Source organism: Desulfotruncus arcticus DSM 17038 (assembly GCF_900113335.1).
In the GTDB taxonomy this organism is placed as follows: domain Bacteria; phylum Bacillota; class Desulfotomaculia; order Desulfotomaculales; family Desulfallaceae; genus Desulfotruncus; species Desulfotruncus arcticus.
Genome location: NZ_FOOX01000001.1, coordinates 464,801 through 482,260 on the forward strand (window position 1 = coordinate 464,801; position 17,460 = coordinate 482,260).

The 17,460-nt window shown below is 45.8% G+C and carries 20 protein-coding genes; 15 read left to right on the plus strand and 5 right to left on the minus strand.

Translation table 11 applies throughout. From position 1 onward, the window contains the following. The first annotated feature begins 135 nt into the window (after nt 1-135). Both BM056_RS25970 and BM056_RS02305 read left to right on the plus strand, forming a co-directional pair. The gene (locus tag BM056_RS25970) at nt 136-288 is read left to right on the plus strand and encodes a hypothetical protein (RefSeq protein ID WP_165613325.1); all 153 of its coding nucleotides are present in this window, start codon (nt 136-138) and stop codon (nt 286-288) included. Nucleotides 289-645: 357 nt separating this feature from the next. Continuing rightward, nucleotides 646-1,902 carry an SPOCS domain-containing protein gene (locus BM056_RS02305; protein WP_174549925.1) on the plus strand — a complete coding sequence of 419 codons (1,257 nt, stop codon included), beginning with the start codon at nt 646-648 and terminating at the stop codon, nt 1,900-1,902. 530 nt (nt 1,903-2,432) lie between these two features. Here the strand turns inward: BM056_RS02305 and BM056_RS25975 are convergent. Next, the gene (locus tag BM056_RS25975; RefSeq protein ID WP_165613326.1) at nt 2,433-2,597 is read right to left on the minus strand and encodes a hypothetical protein; all 165 of its coding nucleotides are present in this window, start codon (nt 2,595-2,597) and stop codon (nt 2,433-2,435) included. A gap of 60 nt (nt 2,598-2,657) precedes the next feature. Then, nucleotides 2,658-3,278 (minus strand): SanA/YdcF family protein, encoded by a 621-nt coding sequence (locus tag BM056_RS02310; RefSeq protein WP_238456269.1) that lies wholly within the window; start codon nt 3,276-3,278, stop codon nt 2,658-2,660. A gap of 763 nt (nt 3,279-4,041) precedes the next feature. Between BM056_RS02310 and BM056_RS02315 the strand changes: the two genes are divergently transcribed. Together BM056_RS02315 and BM056_RS02320 are read left to right on the plus strand one after the other, a co-directional pair. Continuing rightward, complete coding sequence (locus BM056_RS02315) at nt 4,042-4,998, plus strand: thiamine pyrophosphate-dependent dehydrogenase E1 component subunit alpha (protein WP_092468302.1); 957 nt, start codon at nt 4,042-4,044, stop codon at nt 4,996-4,998. Between the two features lie 21 nt (nt 4,999-5,019). Beyond that, nucleotides 5,020-6,000, plus strand: coding sequence for an alpha-ketoacid dehydrogenase subunit beta (locus BM056_RS02320; protein WP_092468304.1), 981 nt, complete (start codon nt 5,020-5,022; stop codon nt 5,998-6,000). Nucleotides 6,001-6,248: 248 nt separating this feature from the next. On the opposite strand, the gene BM056_RS26745 is transcribed toward BM056_RS02320, so the two are convergent. Beyond that, a complete protein-coding gene (locus BM056_RS26745; protein ID WP_238456270.1) occupies nt 6,249-6,434 on the minus strand; it encodes a hypothetical protein in 186 nt (61 codons plus the stop codon). Here BM056_RS26745 and BM056_RS02325 point away from each other — a divergent pair. Beyond that, nucleotides 6,342-6,575: a hypothetical protein gene (locus tag BM056_RS02325; protein WP_238456276.1), complete on the plus strand. Its 234-nt coding sequence runs from the start codon at nt 6,342-6,344 to the stop codon at nt 6,573-6,575. The genes BM056_RS26745 and BM056_RS02325 overlap by 93 nt on opposite strands. 524 nt (nt 6,576-7,099) lie before the next feature. Here the strand turns inward: BM056_RS02325 and BM056_RS27115 are convergent. After that, nucleotides 7,100-7,228: a hypothetical protein gene (locus BM056_RS27115; protein ID WP_274377500.1), complete on the minus strand. Its 129-nt coding sequence runs from the start codon at nt 7,226-7,228 to the stop codon at nt 7,100-7,102. Nucleotides 7,229-7,776: 548 nt separating this feature from the next. Then, a complete protein-coding gene (locus BM056_RS25980; protein ID WP_165613327.1) occupies nt 7,777-7,929 on the minus strand; it encodes a hypothetical protein in 153 nt (50 codons plus the stop codon). Nucleotides 7,930-8,149: 220 nt separating this feature from the next. Here BM056_RS25980 and BM056_RS02330 point away from each other — a divergent pair, with 220 nt between their 5' ends. The 10 genes from BM056_RS02330 (at nt 8,150) to BM056_RS02375 (ending at nt 17,411) form a co-directional block, all read left to right on the plus strand. Then, a complete protein-coding gene (locus BM056_RS02330; RefSeq protein WP_092468306.1) occupies nt 8,150-9,214 on the plus strand; it encodes an NADH:flavin oxidoreductase in 1,065 nt (354 codons plus the stop codon). A gap of 404 nt (nt 9,215-9,618) precedes the next feature. After that, nucleotides 9,619-10,605, plus strand: coding sequence for a carboxyltransferase domain-containing protein (locus BM056_RS02335; RefSeq protein ID WP_092468308.1), 987 nt, complete (start codon nt 9,619-9,621; stop codon nt 10,603-10,605). Nucleotides 10,606-10,638: 33 nt separating this feature from the next. Beyond that, nucleotides 10,639-11,622, plus strand: coding sequence for a 5-oxoprolinase subunit C family protein (locus tag BM056_RS02340; RefSeq protein ID WP_092468310.1), 984 nt, complete (start codon nt 10,639-10,641; stop codon nt 11,620-11,622). Nucleotides 11,623-11,644: 22 nt separating this feature from the next. After that, nucleotides 11,645-12,394 (plus strand): 5-oxoprolinase subunit PxpA, encoded by a 750-nt coding sequence (locus tag BM056_RS02345; RefSeq protein WP_092468312.1) that lies wholly within the window; start codon nt 11,645-11,647, stop codon nt 12,392-12,394. A 42-nt stretch (nt 12,395-12,436) separates the two neighbouring features. Continuing rightward, nucleotides 12,437-12,664 (plus strand): biotin/lipoyl-containing protein, encoded by a 228-nt coding sequence (locus BM056_RS02350; RefSeq protein ID WP_092468313.1) that lies wholly within the window; start codon nt 12,437-12,439, stop codon nt 12,662-12,664. Between the two features lie 11 nt (nt 12,665-12,675). After that, nucleotides 12,676-14,025, plus strand: a complete 1,350-nt coding sequence (locus BM056_RS02355) for an acetyl-CoA carboxylase biotin carboxylase subunit (RefSeq protein ID WP_092468315.1) — start codon at nt 12,676-12,678, stop codon at nt 14,023-14,025. 37 nt (nt 14,026-14,062) lie between these two features. Next, entirely contained in the window at nt 14,063-14,590 is a 528-nt protein-coding gene (locus BM056_RS02360; RefSeq protein WP_092468316.1) for a DUF1097 domain-containing protein, read from the plus strand. Between the two features lie 330 nt (nt 14,591-14,920). After that, nucleotides 14,921-15,460, plus strand: coding sequence for a helix-turn-helix domain-containing protein (locus BM056_RS02365; protein WP_092468318.1), 540 nt, complete (start codon nt 14,921-14,923; stop codon nt 15,458-15,460). 538 nt (nt 15,461-15,998) lie between these two features. Then, a complete protein-coding gene (locus tag BM056_RS02370; protein ID WP_092468320.1) occupies nt 15,999-16,229 on the plus strand; it encodes a hypothetical protein in 231 nt (76 codons plus the stop codon). Then, on the plus strand, nt 16,230-17,411 hold the full coding sequence (locus tag BM056_RS02375) for a sulfite exporter TauE/SafE family protein (RefSeq protein WP_092468322.1): 1,182 nt from the start codon (nt 16,230-16,232) through the stop codon (nt 17,409-17,411). It abuts the gene before it with no gap. Nucleotides 17,412-17,460: the final 49 nt, after the last annotated feature.

Below are 17,460 nucleotides of genomic sequence, written 5' to 3' on the forward strand. Positions count from 1 at the left end.
ATATGGTAAACACTAAGGTATAAAGTATAAAACGCGCGCGCTAAGGGAACTGATTAAGCGCGCGTTTTATACTGGTAAGTTTTATTTACTCAGAAGGAGGTGATTATCATTATAAATACAAATGATGCGGCTGAATTGAAAAATTCTATCAACAATGCCCAGAGCTTGGTAAAGGAAATGAGTACGGCCTTAAATGGTTCTATCGATACACAAAAGCTAAGGCAGATAACCAGTAAATTGGATATCCTGCTGAGTGAAGCCAACCAAAGATGTGCTGAATTATTATAAAAAATATTGTGCCCCGGCCATGCCGGGGTTTTTATTTTTAAATATATACATAACGCCAGGGTGTTATTTAGGAAAGGAATAAAGAAACACTCCTCATTTTAACATCCCACTATAAAATAGTGTTAACATTTACTTTAATTAATGCATATATTAGTTAGAGCGTATTTTTTATGGTTGGACACTTTTAAAGCCGGGATAAACATTTTTTAAGTTGGCCCAGCAGTACAGAATCTTTGCCGACATAGTTATAGCAATAAACCAGTTATTAACTTTAACAACTTAAAGGTTGATCAGGTAATTAAAAATTCCTGCGGGGCTAAGTAGTAATTTCTTGATTTGAGAGGAGGTTCTGAGAGTATGCCAATCCAATATTTTTATAGTGAGCCAGATAATGTATTATGTGTGAAAGTTGATATTCCGGTTGTCCTGGCTGAAGATGAAGTCCAGGTTATTGTTGATAATGTCGCTGCCCTACCGGAGATGGCCCAGAAGGTAGATCATATTGATGCCCGCCTGGATGATTTTGATGCCAGACCGATATTTATCCATGAAAACGGCGACAGGTGGGTCAGCGTTATTGAGGAAGAAGGCTGGGAGCGCTTTGGCTGGCACTGGTCCACACACAGACAGCCGGTAGTTAAAAAAGTGCTGGTCAGTGGCATACTGCACAAGCAAATATATTATGTTGACAAACATGATATAGTTAAGCACGTTGGTGAGGATATTCCCTTTTCCGATGATGTAACCCTGGCTGTTGCTCAGCCCGTGGTTAATGAAGATAATGTATATATCAAACTGCACCACAAGAAAATTGATATGCGCTGGGATTTAAGAAGAGGATCACAGCTTCAGCAGACCGGTGTGATGATCTTTCAGGTCAAAGTTGTAGAAGATAGGCAAATTTTTGTGCAGGTTTGCCCAAGGTTTAACCCGAGGTGTCCTGGCGGTGTAAACATCGTTAAAGATGGCGTCTTTGAATCTTGGGCCACCAACACCAACCCCGTATTCTGGAAAGCCAGCAACGTTTTGCAGTCCAGTAGCGTACTGCTGGGTGCCGAGCCTAGTCAACCAGCTTATTTGTTCCAAATTATTGATAGAAACTTTCCGAATGTCTCGCCTGACTGTGAGTATCGTCTGTGCTTTGATGCAAAAGAAATACCCGGATACCGGGAGGCTCAAAGAGGTACGGCTTCCTACAGCCTTACAGTGGAACTTTTTTTCTTCAACGGATTCGGTAATGTAGTTGCCAGTGAAACAAAAAGCTGGAATGCCAGCCAAATTTCAGACGATAGATTTACCAATTATTGTTTAAATGCTATATCGCCGGGGGAGACAATTGAAGGTCTGGTCCGCTTTAGCTTTATACCGGTTAATCATGTAGGCGGTGCCACAAGGGGATGCTTACCACCTCCATGCAAACCACCTATACCGCCTCCATTTGTACCACCTATACCACCGCCATGTTTACCACCTCCATGCGTACCACCTATGCCGCCTCCATGCTTACCACCGATACCGCCTCCGTGTGTACCACCTGTACCTGGTGCGCCAGTTAATACCAGCGCAGTGGTCATTGACAATGTTAATCTGGAGTGCACGAGGGAATTGACATGAGCAGTTTATCCAAGGCTTAATGGGGGGGAAAACCGTATTCGGCCACAGGTTTCCGGGATTCGTTAGCAGTGCTTATAAAGCTAAATAATAAGGATTATCCGGTCAAAGTTAGAATGGCCCGTTTCATGACGGGTCATTCTTTTAGTTTATCTATCTTATATTTTTTTATCGACGATTTTTATGTAATTAAAATATGCAAACTCTGGAGAAACTATGTTATGGAGGTGATTGCGTGAGAAGGTTTACAGTTAGAGGTCCAGGCAAAGATTGTACCCAATTAAGAGCTAATAATTTGGACGAAGCATTGGCGCAATCAAAAAGCAGGTCCCAGGTAAACAAGTAGAAGCCGATGCCACTGAAGTAATTTACGTATGCGATGCAGCTGAAGATCTTGACGCCTGCCAGGATGAGACTCCAGTGAATTGCCAAGTGTATCCCGACCTTGATTTGCGGCAAGTGGAATTAGATGCCCGGCCAGGCGCTTGGCCAGTTCTACCTGCATGTTAATGAATTTCCGGACGGCGGACGGCTTAATTCCGCACGACGCCGGCTGCTTCAATCACTTCGTTCCATTGTTGCATGTGTTCATCTTTAAAATACATATATTCCTGGTAGGTGTTAATTGAAGGCGGCTCTTTGATTATTTTCAGATTGCCCTGAGGTGTCAACTGAGAATATTCATCCTCATACGGCATTTGAAGGACATAATCATCATTACTGTTAGCACAACTTTTTTCTTCATTAACAGCCTCCCCTCAATTATCATGAGTAAGCCTTCCATCGCCGCTTACGGGTATCACTTCTCCCAAGAAACGGGGCTTGGCCTGAATTAGGTGCAGCTGCACAAATGCTTTCCACCGGGCGGGAACCTCACGCAAGTCATAATACCCCGCGCCAGCGTAAATATGTTTATCAGCCTCTACCCCCACCGCTTCAATGCCCAGCGCTCTTGCGGTATACATTGCCCTGGGCAGATGAAAAGCCTGGGTTACCACCACTGCCGAATTCACCGTAAAGATGTCCCTGGCCCTGTACATGCTGTCGTATGTCGAGAAGCCGGCATGGTCCATAAAAATGTCCTCAGCGGGCACGCCAAGTTTTTCCGCATAGCCGCGCATGTGATTGACTTCGTCATAATCCTTTTTCCCGTGGTCCCCGGTCATGATTATCTTTTGCACTTTGTTGTCCTGGTAAAGTTCTACCGCTGTTTTGACCCGGTCAGCCAGCATGTCACACAATCGGCCGTCAGGCGAGACATAAGCGCCCAATACTATGGCCGCCTGGGAATCGGGGCAGGACCCGGGTTCAACCACATATTCGCTGCCTCTTGTTTCTACGTAACGGTCTATAGCAAGCACACCCGCTAACAAAAACATGAAAAATGCAATGCTGCCTATTAAATATTTTTTATAACCCGGCATTTTGTCACCCTTTATCAAATACTGTTATAGTGCTTTTGTGAATAAAACACAATTAACCTTTAATAAATGACGTTGCAGTACCCCCAAATGTATTGAAAATTAAATTCTCTAAGCTATAGTTGATTTTAACCTGGTAGATGTTCCCTTGCCGGGAACCATTTGTGGTCGATAGCGTCAATAAAATCAAGACTAAATAAAATTGGAAAACCCCGCTTTGAAAAAATCTTAAACATGACAATGGCGGCACAAATTTTTAGTCTTTTGATGAGTATTGAAATTTGATCGTCCTTTTTTAGAATTTAACCGCTTTTTACCAGTATATATATAATGTATTAGCTATTAGGAACTGCCCCCTGGTAGTGGTAAAACGAAGTACCACCAGGCGCATTTTGGCATAAATAAATTTAAAGAAGTTGTTTCCGGTACCATGATGTAAATGAGGAGGGGGTATTTTATGCATAATTTAACGATAGTTTTTCCAGAAACCGTTACTTTACCGGATTTATATGAATGATAACCTGACTATTTCACCAAAAAGGAGAGGCATAACTTTTAATAACATAGTGCCAGATAAGAGCCAAAGGGGACTTAGAGAGAAGAATCTGAAATGAACTAAATGGTTTCCAATTGAACCCAAAAGGTATAAAATAGCAATAAGCAGCTTTACTAGATAGATCTTTGTTTTTAAATACTTTTTAGATACAAGGGAGGGATTGCTGTGGAGAAAAGTGATAAGCTAAATCTCCTGCGGATGATGCTTTTAATCAGGTGTTTTGAAGAAAAACTGGTTGATTTGAGCAAAGATCCCGAAAAGCTCGGTGGGATGATGATTGTTTGCACCGGTCAGGAAGCGGTGGCTGCAGGGGTTGGGGCTGTCCTGATGCCGGAAGATGTCATTATTAGCAATCACCGTAGTCACGGTCATTTGCTGGCCAAGGGCGCAGAGCCGGATTTAATTATGGCTGAGATTTTTGGCCGGCGTACCGGCTACAACAAGGGCAAAAGCGGTACTCTGCACATCGCCGCGCCGGAAGTAAACGCCCTGTGTACAACAACCGTGGTAGGCGGGGGAATCCCGATTGCGGTGGGGACAGCCTTTGCTGCACAGTACATGCAAAAGGATTTTGTCACAGTTTGCTTTTTCGGTAATGGCGCTGCAGACGAGGGCAGCTTCCATGAAGCTTTAAATCTGGCCTCATTATGGAGCCTGCCGGTAATCTTTATCTGTGAAAACAATATTTATTCCGGTGCCCAGCGCTTAGAAGAACATACCAGGGTTAAAAATATTGCGGACAGGGCTATAGCCTACGCCATGCCCGGGGAAATTGTGGACGGCAATGATGTGCAGGCGGTTTATGAGGCAGCGAAAAAGGCCAGGGAAACCTGCCTGTCCGGCTCCGGGCCGGTTTTGCTCGAGTGTAAAACCTATCGCTGGGGCGGCCACGGCACCAGCGATGAGCAGCTATACCAGCCCAAGGATGAAATTGCCCGCTGGAGAGAGCGGTGTCCCATCACAGCTTTAAAGACAGACCTGCTGCAAACAGGTGCCCTAACCGGGCAAGATTATCAGCAGCTGGAAAAAAAAATTGAGCACATAGTACAGCGGGCTGTGCAGTTTGCCGAGGAAAGCCCGTGGCCGGAACCGGCAGAAGCTTTGGAAGATGTTTTTGTTTAAAACTTTGGGGGAGGTATGAAAATGCAGGAACTCACCCTGGGCCAGGCCGTTAATCAGGCCCTGCGCGAAGAAATGAGCCGCGATGCTCTCGTTTTTATAGCCGGAGAAGGTGTTGGTGTTGGTATTCATAGTGATCCCCGCATGGCTACCCACGGGCTGCTGGAAGAATTCGGCCCCCGCAGGGTCAAGGACACCCCGGTTTCGGAGGCGGCTATTGCCGGTTTGGCTGTTGGCGCTTCAGTAATGGGGCTTCGGCCTGTAGTGGAAATTATGTTCAATCCTTTCTTTACTATTGCTGCTGATCAGATTGTTAATCATGCAGCCAAGCTTCGTTATTTATCCGGCGGAAAAAGTAAGTTCCCCCTGGTTGTGCGGATCAAAACCGGGGCGGGTCTTGGGGCCGGCTGTCAGCATTCTCATAACCTGGAGGCCTGGGTTGCTCACTCTCCGGGTCTAAAGGTAGTTATGCCGGGCACACCGGCTGATGCCAAGGGTTTGTTAAAATCGGCCATTCGTGATGAAAACCCGGTTATTTTTATTGAAGACATGATTTTAAACTTTGTCCCTGGTCCTGTACCAGAGGGTGACTATACAATTCCTATTGGTGTGGCGGATATTAAAAAGCCAGGCCGTGATGTGACATTGGTTACCTGGTCTAAAATGCTGGGAGCCGCCTTTAAAGCGGCCGGAATGCTAAAGCAGGAGGGCATCAGCGTAGAAATCGTGGATTTAAGGACACTGGTGCCATTAGATGAAGCAGCTATATTAACGTCGGTTAAAAAAACCGGCCGTTTGGTAGTGCTGCATGAGGCCACCCGAACCGGCGGTTTTGGTGGGGAAATTGCCGCTCTGGTGGCGGAAAAAGCCTTTGATATGCTAAAGGCCCCGGTTAAACGTATAACCGCTCCGGACATACCGGTACCTTTCAGCAAGCCTTTAGAAGACTTTTATATGCCCAATGAAAAGGATTTAATTGATACGATTAAAGGCTTTTTTAAGTGATTTGTACAAAGAAACTATGAGGGGTTCTGGTGTAAGGTCATCTGGATGAAGGGTTCAATCATAGTATGGTCCCTTATCCTGGGGAGCAACGGAAGAACGCTGCTAAAGCTTGAGTCAACAACCCCCACTTAACGGCTACCGCCGTTTGAAGTGGGGGGCTTGCGGGGGCATAGCGGAAAAGCGTTATGTCCGCAAGCCCGGTTGAATAGCCAAAGCCAACCGGAATCCTTTAAATCTGAGCGAGTTGGCTATGTTACCCCGGAATGAGGGGACAAGCCCCTTAGATAGGCGCACCCATTCTGCCGGTAACCCGGGTAATTGTCGAGGTATCCAGTTTCGATATCCAAGCAATCAAAAACCCCGATATCTCCGGTAAAGAGTGCCAGCAGGGCGAGCAGTACGGCTACTGGAACCTGCGCGAATACATCCTGCACCGGGACAACCACCGGTGCCAAAACCCGGACTGCACTAACAGCTCAAAGGAACCGGTACTACAAATACACCACATCGGCTACTGGAAGAACGACAGGCACGCAAAACTTCAGAGCTTATGTCCGGCTTGTAGACTTGTCTAAACCAGTAAGAACTGATCTAATTAGCCACCTCTACTACGGTAAGAGGCTGCGAGTGATATAGTCGCCTTACCGGGCGACTGGGAGAGTGAGCCGTTGCCGGATTTGGTTTTAAAGAGCTCTTGGAGTTATATCCAGGGGCTCTTATTTTTTATCTAAGTAGATGTCATATTAATGCAGGTGGTACGTGGAGCGAACATATGGGGATTATTAAAAAAAGTTAAACAGAGGGATAGGCGGCGCATAATTTTTCCATTACCTTAGCTTTAACAGTATTTATTTATAATTTACCCGGGATATGAGAAATAATAACTATAGCTCAAAAAAGGGGCACAGAAAGTGGTTCAGCTTGGCAACTATCGTGTTGGTAAAGCTAATGAAGCAAACGAACCATCTGTCAGTATTACAGAAGTCTCGTATTTATGGGATTTCCTGGCGGCAGATATAAGTGTTTAGAAGAAACGAGCTTGTACCATACGATCAATACTGTGTAGATGTAGAATAGATCCTTTAAGAAATAAGACAACCTATGTATCCTCTGATGTTCCCTTTGCCTTCCTGCAGGCATATTTCTTTTCCTGTGCCTTTTTATTGGGAACCACCTGGGTCCGCGGCTTTCTAAGCCATGCTGCACGGGTTAGCTTAACCTTTTTCATCTCTCACACCTCTAATCCGGACTCCTTGATCCGCGAGATTTTTACAAAATGCATGCCTCTTATTATATCATCTTTCAAGCTGAGCTGAGGGTTTTAGCTACTTTAGAACTTGATTCACGGAAACACTCGGGGGGAGTAAACTAATTATAATCGTGATTTTCCAAAATAAACAGTTTATTTATAGTTGTGTTTAATTCACGTGCAACTTTTGCGGCTAGTTTAAGAGAAGGATTATATTTGGAAAACCTTCTTTCAAATCACCAGCTACTTTTTTTTATACATTTTTAGTTCGGTTCAGGCTGTAACAAAGGAAAAGATATCTTTTTTAAACAGGGCTATATGGGGCCTCGATCCAGATGCACTGGATAATGGGAGCTATGATTGTTTGGTATTGGAGAAGAAAGTGATTACTTCACTTATTACTTAAAACGAAGTTATTGGAATAATGTGTTTGGCGAAACACTGTGGAATCGGTTTTCGAAAGATGCAATTTCCTATCGAAATGAACATCCAAATAGCCAGAAAAGTATTTTATCTCCCGCCAAGTATTAATCGTCTTTTTGAGGCAACAATGACCTATCCATTTGATAGACGTTTAAATAGAGCCTGTCCTTGGTTACGTTAATAACAATAAAACTCAGAGTAGCCACGATGACGGTCACTGCGCAGGCTATGGCATTTTTACTTACAGAAAATATCATAATCGAATCAAACACCGGAGGGGGCTAAATGGTTAGAGAAGAATCCGAAATAAGGGGACAGCCCGCTGGTGCCAGTGTTCCGATTTTCTCGTTAAAGCTTCATGTATAATGTAATATTTATTAAAATTAAACATAAATTACATTTTAAATTTAATATGAGTAGGATATTTTACATATTTGTTGAATTAGTTAAAAAATTCAATTACCGGGTGGGTGAATCATGCTTAAAACATTTACACCGGAAAAAATTAATCAAATGACCGTTAAAAATCGTATTCTGCGTTCAGCTACTATGGAAAATATGGCGGACGAAGAAGGCTTTGTGACTGAAGAAATTTTAAAGTTGTATGCAGCCCTGACTGCCGGCGGAACCGGGCTGATTGTTACCGGCGCGTGTGCTGTTGAAAAAAATGGCCGGGTGTGGAACCGGCAATTGGCCGCCTGGGATGATCAACACATTCAAGGTCTGGAGCAAATTGCTGAAGTCATCCACCGTTACGGTAAAGGATGCCGGTGCGCGGTGCAGCTGCACCACGGCGGAGTATCCGGTTACGGTTACTCTTATGGAGCTAAAGGTGTCAGTTATGCGCTTAGCGATTTTACTGCAGAGGAAATTAAAAGAATTATCCAGGCCTTCGGTGATGCGGCGCTTAGAGTTAAAAAGGCAGGTTTTGACGCCGTTGCGGTACACGGGGCGCATGGTTACCTCATCAGCCAGTTCATGTCTCCGGCAACCAATAACCGCACCGACCAGTGGGGGGGCAGCCTCAGCAACAGGACTCGTTTTGCTGTTGAAGTATGTTACGCCATCAGGGAAAAAATAGGCGCAGAAATGCCGCTGCTCTGGAAAATCAATTGCGAAGATTATCTTGAAGGCGGGCAGGGTATAAATGAATATCTGGAAGCCGCCACTCAATTAACGAAGTCGGGAGTTGACCTTATTGAAATCAGCGGCGGGCTGAAAGATCAGGTAAAACTGCGCTCCAGACTTAAACAGCAGGCCGGACGCGGTGAAGCTTATTTCAGGCATGCCGTAAAACCTTTTAAGCAGGCAATTGGTGAAAAGACGCTGGCTGTTACCGGCGGGATCAGGTCATTGCAGGTCATGGAAGAATTACTAGCTGAAGGCCTGGACTTTTTAGGCATCTGCCGCCCTCTGATCTGTGAGCCGGATTTGCCCGCCAAGTTTCTTGAAATTTCCCAGCCCCACACCTCCAATTGTATTTCCTGTAATCAATGTCTGCTGGGCATTGCCGGCGGACCGGTTAGGTGCCTGGCAGACTAAAAAAAACTTTATATAAATTTTATATATAATGTAATTTTCTTATTGCAAATTAGTTAATTTTAGATATAATAAAATCATAACTTAACATTTTACACTTATACTGCATTTTTCAAATTAACCCTACAAGGTGGCAAAATAAATTATATAAGGATTGATAGATTGATAAATTGACGTTTTTGATCCAATTTATGCGCTGAAAAAAAACAGCAGCTTAATGGGCAAAGAGGCCTTCGCGGAAGTATTTCCGCGAGGCCTTTCTTATATTAGCAGGGAATTCGGGAAGGTATCCAAAAAACCGACAAGACCAAAAAGTAGATCCTTAAAGACAAATATCTTACCTAAAAAGGGGGGAAAAGTTGGTATTTCGTCTAATAGCCCGATTTTTGAATTAGGAGGTTAAGAGTATGGCAAATTTGCCCTATAACGTAATTTTAGACACTTTGCCGGCCACCGGGTCCCGGTTGGAGGTACTGTTCAGGCAGGCAGGCGACGGTTTTCTGCAGGTTGAGTATGGGCGGGAGCAACGGGCCAACCTGCAGGATTCGTTTAGAATCCAGGTAATCAACGAACTAATCCTGTCCAAAAACCTGCTCGGCTTGATCGAAACTGTTCCCGGCATCCGGACCAATTTGTTTCATTTCGACCCGGAAGTCCTTTCCGTCCTGCAACTGATCGATACGATCAAAGCAGCCGAAGAATCCGTGAAGTCAATTGAGGATATTGTGGTGGAATCGCGGCTGATTCACCTGCCCATCGCTTTCGAGGACAGTGAAACCAAAAAGGCTGTGGCGAAGTATGTAAAGGAAGTAAGGCCGGGCGCGCCCAACGTGATTAACGGCTATAATCTGGAATATATCGCGATGTGCAACGGCGTCACGGTGGAGGAGATCAAAAAAATGCTGCTGGGCACCGACTGGTATAACAGCGGCGGCGGTTTCTGGCCCGGCGGGGGATTCTTCTGGCCGATGGATCCCAGGTGCGCTATTGTAGTGCCCAAGTACAACCCGCCAAGAACCTGGACACCGGAAGGAACCGTAGGCATCGGCGGACCCTGCGTATTTACGTATACCACTCCCACAGGCGGCGGATACCAGCTGTTCGGCAGAACCATACCCACCTTCCAGTTCAGCCAAAAGCACCCGTTATTTAAAGACAGCCCGTTTCTTTATCGCTCCGCCGACCGGATCCGGTTCCACGAGGTAACGGAACAGGAAATACTGCATATTTACGAGCATGTGCACGACAAGACCGATTACCAGTATCAAATTGAGGAAGGTCAAATTCCGGTTAAGGACTATCTGGAGTTTTATAATTCCGAAGAAGTGCAGCGGGGTGCCCGGGAATTCCAGGCCAGGCAAAAGGAAGGCACCAAACAGGCGCCCAGGCTTTAATATTATTAAATTAATTGGATGGGAGGAAGGAACATGTTAAAGGTTATCAACCCCGGAATCGAGGTTATCGTTGAAGATTGGCCGGGCCGCCTGGGCTACCTGGGCAAAGGCATGGCGCCCTCCGCGGCAATGGACAATGTAGCCCTGGACCTGGCCAACCTGCTGGTCGGCAACCCGCACGGCGAGGCCGGTATAGAGATTGCCGGAGGCTACTTTGAGGCGGAATTCGCCTCAAACACCGTCATCAGCATTACGGGCACGGACATGCAGCCCACCATTAACAGCCAGCCCGTTCCCATGTGGGAGTCAATTGCAGTAAGCAAGGGAGATAAAATTAAATTCAACCATTTCGGCAATCTTGGTTTCAGGTCATATTTAAGTGTCGCCGGGGGCATTGATGTGCCGGTCTACCTCGACAGCAAATCGACCTGCATTTTCGGCAGCTATGGCGGTTACCAGGGAAGAAAACTGCAGGCCGGGGATATCGTTAATTTCGGCAACCCCACCCGGGACCTGAACAATCTCAAAGGCAGGAAGATTAAAAAAGAAGCCATTCCGGAATACGCTCGGGAATGGGTTTTAAGGGCTGTTCCGGGGCCGAACACGTGCCCGGACTACGTCACCGAGGAAGGAATGAATTATTTATTCAGCAATGCTTTTAAGATTCAGCACAGCTCCAACCGCTCTGCATACCGTCTGCAAGAACTAAAAGAAGGATTCTTTGCCCGGGAGGACGGCGGTGTCGGCGGCAGTCACCCGTCCAATATTGTAGACCACGCCTACGCCATGCGCGGCGCCTTGAACATCTGCGGGAACACGCCGGTGCTGCTGATCGGGGACGGGCCCACCCTGGGCGGTTACATGTGCGTTCTGTCCGTGATTAACGCCGACCTGTGGAAAGTCGGCCAGGGCACTCCTTCCCGCGACTACATCAGGTTCGAAATGTGTACCCAGGAGGAGGCCGCTTTAGCGCGCAGGGCACAAAGGGCTTTATTTGATGAGAAATCACTGGCTTAAATTACTAGAAGAGGTGACATAAATGGATATCAACGTCGATATGGGGGAAAGCTTTGGCCGGTATAAGCTTGGCAACGATGAGGAAGTGATGAAGCATATCACTTCGGCCAATGTCGCCTGTGGCTTTCACGCCGGCGACCCGCTGGTTATGGATGAAACTGTGCAGTTAGCCAAAAAATACAGGGTTGCCGTAGGTGCCCATACCGGATTGCCCGATAAACAGGGATTCGGACGAAGGAGAATGGATATCACCCCTGAGGAACTGAGGACAGACACCCTTTACCAACTTGGAGCGCTGGACGCCTTTTTAAAAGTCCGCAGCATGTCAATGCAACATGTCAAGCCGCACGGGATTCTTTACCGCATGGTCGCCGAAGACGAAAGGTATGCCGATGCATTTTTGGATGCCGTATCCAGGTATAACTTCCAACTTTATCTTTTTGTTCAAAGAAACACGTTGATCTGGGAGCGCGGCAAAAAGTTGGGCCTTAAAGTAGCCGCCGAAATTCTAGTCGACCTGAGTTATGACGATGACGGCAACTGGGTGCTGGAGCGTAAAAAGAAGCCCCGGTCCCCCGGAGAGGTTGCCGAGCGGGCTGTAATGGTGGCCAGGCAAGGACAAATTAATACTATCAGCGGTAATTTGATCAGTGCCCGGGCGGATACCATCTGCTGTCACGGAGATTCACCCAATGCCGCAGAGGTCGTTAAAAAGATCAAAGAGGAGTATGAGCGCCTGGAAATACCGCTGGTAAAAATCAGCGAATCTTAAAAATAATCAATTAAAGACCTATTAGACAAGGAGGACTGTAATATGGAAAAGGCGATTAACGCGCACATGCCCGGCTTGGTGGCCCGGGTTGTAGTCAACGAGGGTGAAAAAGTTGCCCGGGGCCAGGAAGTGGCTGTAATCAACTGCATGAAAAACGAGCTTTCCGTACTTTCGCCGTATGACGGCGTGGTTAAGAAAATTCTGGTAGCCGAGTGGGATGAGATGGAAGTGGATAGCCCGATGGTGATTTTGGAAGTAGAGGGCGAGTAGAGGCAAAAAAAATGGTCAAAAAATTACTAATTGCCAACAGGGGAGAAATTGTGCCCAGAATTATCAGGGCCTGCCGGAAGCTGGGCATTAAAACGGTCGCTGTTTACTCGGAGGCCGATAAAAACGCTTTTTATTTACAGCAGGCCGACGAAGCCTATCTTATCGGCCCCGCCAACCCCGTTAAAAGCTATCTTAATATTGACGTCATTATTGATACGGCTAAAAAATCAGGGGCCGACGCCGTGCACCCGGGCTACGGCTTTTTATCGGAGAACGCGGCGTTTGCCGAAGCCGTTGCCGCAGGTGGGATGAACTGGATCGGGCCGCTGCCGGCGGTGCTCAAAGCCATAGAATCCAAATGTTACTGCCGGGACCTCGCCACCAAAGCTGGCGTACCTGTGGTACCGGGAACCGTAAAACCCCTGCAGGATGCCGACGAGATCCGCCGTTTCGGCTATCAGTTTGGATTCCCACTCATCCTGAAGCTGGACAAAGGTGGCGGCGGCAAGGGCATTGAGATTATCCGCGGCCAGGGGCAGGGGCAAGTGAAGCAGGCCTACGAGAGACTGTCGCGCATCGGTCAGCTGGCCTTTGCATCATCCGACTGCTATGTTGAAATAAAGGTGGAAAAACCGCGGCATATTGAAATTCAATTCCTTGCAGACCGCCACGGCAATGTAGTCTGCCTGGGTGAGCGGGAGTGCTCCATTCAACGGCGCTACCAGAAGATCATTGAGGAATCCCCCTCTCCCGTGGTAACGGAAGAGGACAGAGAAAACCTTTATCAATATACCAAGAGCCTGGTTCAGGCGATGAATTACCAGGGTGCCGGCACAATGGAGTTTTTAAGAGCTGATGACGGAAAATATTATTTTATGGAGATAAACGCCAGGCTGCAGGTTGAACACCCTGTAACCGAATTTGTCACCGGATTGGATATTGTTCAATGCCAGCTGGCAATTGCCTCCGGCGAGCAGCTGAAAGTCCGGCAAAGTGACATTCAATTAAGCGGGCATGCCGTTGAAGCCAGGGTTTACGCCGAGGATCCGGTAACATTTTTCCCGTCACCCGGGTCAATTGCCAAATTGCACTTTCCCCCAATGGATGACGGCCGGCTGAGAATAGACCATGCCCTGGAGGAAGGCGGCGTTGTTCCGCCGTATTACGACCCGCTGCTGGCCAAGGTGATCGCCTGGGGCAGCAACCGCTCGGAATCAATTCAGCGGCTCAAAGACGCACTGTCAGAATTTGTGATTGCAGGGGTTAAAACAACAGTTCCCGCCAATCTGGCCATCATCAGCAGCGCCAGTTACCTGGCCGGAACATTCAATACCTCATTTATTGAAGAAATGCATCAATGAAGAAATGCATCAAAAATAGAATTCAGGGGTGATATAAATGAAAACCCTAATTCCGATTGAAATCGTGGTTGCTTTGCTGGCAGCGGTATCATGCCTGGTTGCACTGCCTCAGCTGGGGCTGCCTGTTTGGGCGCTGTTCATCGCCTGGGCCTGGTACTTTGCCCTTGGAGCCAACACGAGCGTGTTCAAGAGTGTTTACCCTGCGGCATTGGCGGGCGCCGTGCTTGCCGCGTTGTGTATCTGGTTGATTAATGTATTTATGGGCTTCCTGTCCTTAATGCCCGCCATGATGCTGGCGGTATTCATTACCGTGCTTCTGCTGATGCTGGTGTTAAGGGTACCCGCAACCAGCTGCGGACTGGCGGCTTTTAACGGTTATTCCTGCGTCTTTGCCACCTACTATGGAGGGTTCTTTCACCAGACCGGGTCGGCCGGCCAGGATATCCTGATCGCCTTTGCTTTTAGCATTGTTGCAAATTTAATTGGGCCGGTATTTGGCTATTTAAGCATTTACTTGACCTTCCCCCGGCAGGCGGAAAATAAATCCGAAAATGCAGGAATGTAAATTGGGGTATTGGCTGCAGTAAGTTTAATTAAAACTATAAAAAGATAATATTAGTACAAGAGGACCTTGCAAGCAGGTCCTCTTGTTTTTGAAACATAAACGCAGCAGGTCTTTGAACTTTTATAACCGGAAGACTTGGCGGATTATATATGCATTATAAACCTTTTGATTAGTAAAATCGGGAGGAACTGCCCCATAAAATGTCGTATTTATAAGTAAAACCTGATTATTTTAAGCATTATGAACATGGGTTTGATAATTAGCGATCATTAAAAATTGTTCTGGGCATGGTAATTGTCTTAACAAGTGTAAGGGTTGGATGCTGTGAATATGCTGGGAGATACTATACGTAAAGTAAGAAAGAATAAAAAACTGAAACTCAAGGAATTAGCAGATAAAACAGGGCTTTCGATTAGCTACTTAAGCCAGGTTGAATTGGGTAAGATTGAACCTTCCCTCACCGCGCTGCGCAAAATTAGTAAAGCTCTGGAAAGACCTGCCTTTTCTTTTTTATTGGAGGAAAGGGATTTTACAGATAATGTTATCAGGAAGAACGAGCGAAAAATTTTTCAAGCCTCTGAAACCGCGATCAGCTTGCAGTTATTAACACCTGACGTAAGTGGTCAATTAGAGATGATTTATTGGGAAGTGGAAGCGGGTGAATATAGTTCGCCCGAACTGTTATCACATATTGGTGAAGAATGCACCTTTGTCATTTCGGGAAAAGGAAAATTTGAATTTGAAAATGGTGCTGTATTACTGGAAGCAGGTGATAGCATCTATATTCCCAAAAAAGTGGCTCATAGAACCTTTAACCCCGGTCCTGACTTGTATGTGGCAATAACTGCCATAACTCCACCTTCATTCTAGCGCCCCGGTAAGTTTATACCCGGAGGATTTGGAAGACCGGCCAGGTCTTCCGGATCCCAAGAACAAGACATCCATCCTCGGTTTATTGTTCAGTCGCCCGAAAGGGCGATTTGTTTTACTTAAATGTTCTATACCTGATCAACTAGTTGAGGTTAGAGAAAAATTTTGAAAAAACCATAATGCTCAAAGTGCTTACGTTAAAAAACAGAAAATACTGACTAATTTTATGACAATTCCATCCTAAATCATCTGATCTTTTTTACAGGTAATATACGGCTTAGGCGGTTGTTTTTATTTGTTGACCAGATATCATACAGCATCTGTTGTGATTTTCACCAATTGAGTTAATTTATGAAAATAAGATCCAATGATTATGTGATATTTTTCTCTATACCCAATGGCATGCCGGTTGCAATAGTAGCAATGCAAAAGTGATAAATAGCACAAAGGCTAAAATCTAGTGCAAGGAGGGGATTCAAAGTAAAAATAACTTGTCTTTAATTTACTGAAAATTTAAAAAATTTAAAGAGGTGGGGAAATGAACAAAAATATTTTACTTACAATTGTTTGGGGCGTAGTATCTATGGCACTATACGTAATAGTATTTCTTAACCAGCAGGCGGTCACTGATTATTTTACCCGCGGTGGAGTATTTTCCCTGGCAGTTATTGTTACCGCTCTGGTATTTTCCTTTGTGCATGGGGCCTTTGCTAATTACTTTATTGAAGCTGTTGGCTTTAAACCGGTAAATAAAAAGGGGGGACATTAAATGAAAAAAAATAAGTCTATTCTGATCAAAAGGTTAAGCATCATAGCTTTGGCAGTTGCAGCTATAATATCGCTTCCCGGCATTGGTGAAGCGGCCGGCGAGGTATTAAACTCGGAGGATATCGTTAAAAAATTTATTGAACTAAATACATTCAGTATGCTGTTTTTGTTTATCCTTGGTTTTCTTGGCGGGCTGATCAGCGGGTTTATTGGATCGGGAGGAGCTTTTGTGCTGACTCCGGGGATGATGAGTCTGGGGGTTCCGGCAGCCATTGCAGTGGCCACCAACATGTGCCACAAATTTCCCAAGGCGCTGGTGGGGTCATATAAACGCTTTTTGTATGGCCAGGTAGATATAAAACTAGGTGTCATTATGGCCGTTAGTGCTACAATTGGTGTGCAAATAGGCATAAAAATACAGAAATTCATTTTTACTCAATGGGGTGCAGCAGGTTCAAACCTTTATGTAAGTTTGGCTTTTGTTTCTATCTTAACTGTACTGGGGATATATATGCTCTTTGATGCCAGAAGGGCAATGCGCTCTAAATCGGAAGACACTTCTTCCAGTCTGGCGGATAAAATTAAAAAAATTAATATCCCACCGATGATTCATATAAAATCCACTAATACTAAGGTTTCTTTATGGGTAACGGTTCCCGTGGGGCTGGCGACCGGCATGATGGCAGCAACCATTGCCGTGGGTGGTTTTGTTGGAGTACCGGGAATGATTTATGTGCTCGGCATACCTGCGTTGATGGCTAGCGCCACAGAATTAGTTATTGCTTTTATGATGGGATTAACCGGTACAGTGACCTGGGCCATGGGAGGCTTTGTGGACATTAGAATGGTTGTTTTAATCCTTGCCGGATCTTTGATTGGGGTTCAACTTGGAGCAGTGGGAACTACGTATGTAAAAGAATACATGATAAAAGTGGTAATGTCTACCATTATGATTATTGTTTCTGTAAGCAGAGGTTTCGCTATACCGGGCTACCTGCATGAGTTGGGCAAGTTGGATATTGCCCGGGGCACCATTCATTTTCTTAATAATATCAGTTTTATTACCATGTGTATTGCGCTGGCCACAGGGGGAATTATCATACTCGGTAATATGTGGAAAAGAAAAAGGGAGCTGCAAAAAGAGGCGAAAGAAGGGGCGCACCAGATTGTCCAGCACGGCTAGCTCAAACAGTTTAGGTCGTTGTAACACAGTGATGCCTTGTTTAAAAAAA

What these genes read in the sequence shown, in the direction of transcription:
- BM056_RS25975 (WP_165613326.1), bottom strand. Translation starts at nt 2,597, where the DNA reads ATGCCGTATGAGGATGAATATTCTCAGTTGACACCTCAGGGCAATCTG.
- BM056_RS02350 (WP_092468313.1), top strand. Translation starts at nt 12,437, where the DNA reads ATGGAAAAGGCGATTAACGCGCACATGCCCGGCTTGGTGGCCCGGGTT.
- BM056_RS27115 (WP_274377500.1), bottom strand. Translation starts at nt 7,228, where the DNA reads ATGAAAAAGGTTAAGCTAACCCGTGCAGCATGGCTTAGAAAGCCGCGG.
- BM056_RS02310 (WP_238456269.1), bottom strand. Translation starts at nt 3,278, where the DNA reads ATGTTTTTGTTAGCGGGTGTGCTTGCTATAGACCGTTACGTAGAAACA.
- BM056_RS02355 (WP_092468315.1), top strand. Translation starts at nt 12,676, where the DNA reads ATGGTCAAAAAATTACTAATTGCCAACAGGGGAGAAATTGTGCCCAGA.
- BM056_RS02335 (WP_092468308.1), top strand. Translation starts at nt 9,619, where the DNA reads ATGGCAAATTTGCCCTATAACGTAATTTTAGACACTTTGCCGGCCACC.
- BM056_RS02370 (WP_092468320.1), top strand. Translation starts at nt 15,999, where the DNA reads ATGAACAAAAATATTTTACTTACAATTGTTTGGGGCGTAGTATCTATG.
- BM056_RS02360 (WP_092468316.1), top strand. Translation starts at nt 14,063, where the DNA reads ATGAAAACCCTAATTCCGATTGAAATCGTGGTTGCTTTGCTGGCAGCG.
- BM056_RS25980 (WP_165613327.1), bottom strand. Translation starts at nt 7,929, where the DNA reads ATGATATTTTCTGTAAGTAAAAATGCCATAGCCTGCGCAGTGACCGTC.
- BM056_RS02330 (WP_092468306.1), top strand. Translation starts at nt 8,150, where the DNA reads ATGCTTAAAACATTTACACCGGAAAAAATTAATCAAATGACCGTTAAA.
- BM056_RS02320 (WP_092468304.1), top strand. Translation starts at nt 5,020, where the DNA reads ATGCAGGAACTCACCCTGGGCCAGGCCGTTAATCAGGCCCTGCGCGAA.
- BM056_RS02305 (WP_174549925.1), top strand. Translation starts at nt 646, where the DNA reads ATGCCAATCCAATATTTTTATAGTGAGCCAGATAATGTATTATGTGTG.
- BM056_RS02345 (WP_092468312.1), top strand. Translation starts at nt 11,645, where the DNA reads ATGGATATCAACGTCGATATGGGGGAAAGCTTTGGCCGGTATAAGCTT.
- BM056_RS02340 (WP_092468310.1), top strand. Translation starts at nt 10,639, where the DNA reads ATGTTAAAGGTTATCAACCCCGGAATCGAGGTTATCGTTGAAGATTGG.
- BM056_RS02375 (WP_092468322.1), top strand. Translation starts at nt 16,230, where the DNA reads ATGAAAAAAAATAAGTCTATTCTGATCAAAAGGTTAAGCATCATAGCT.
- BM056_RS02365 (WP_092468318.1), top strand. Translation starts at nt 14,921, where the DNA reads ATGCTGGGAGATACTATACGTAAAGTAAGAAAGAATAAAAAACTGAAA.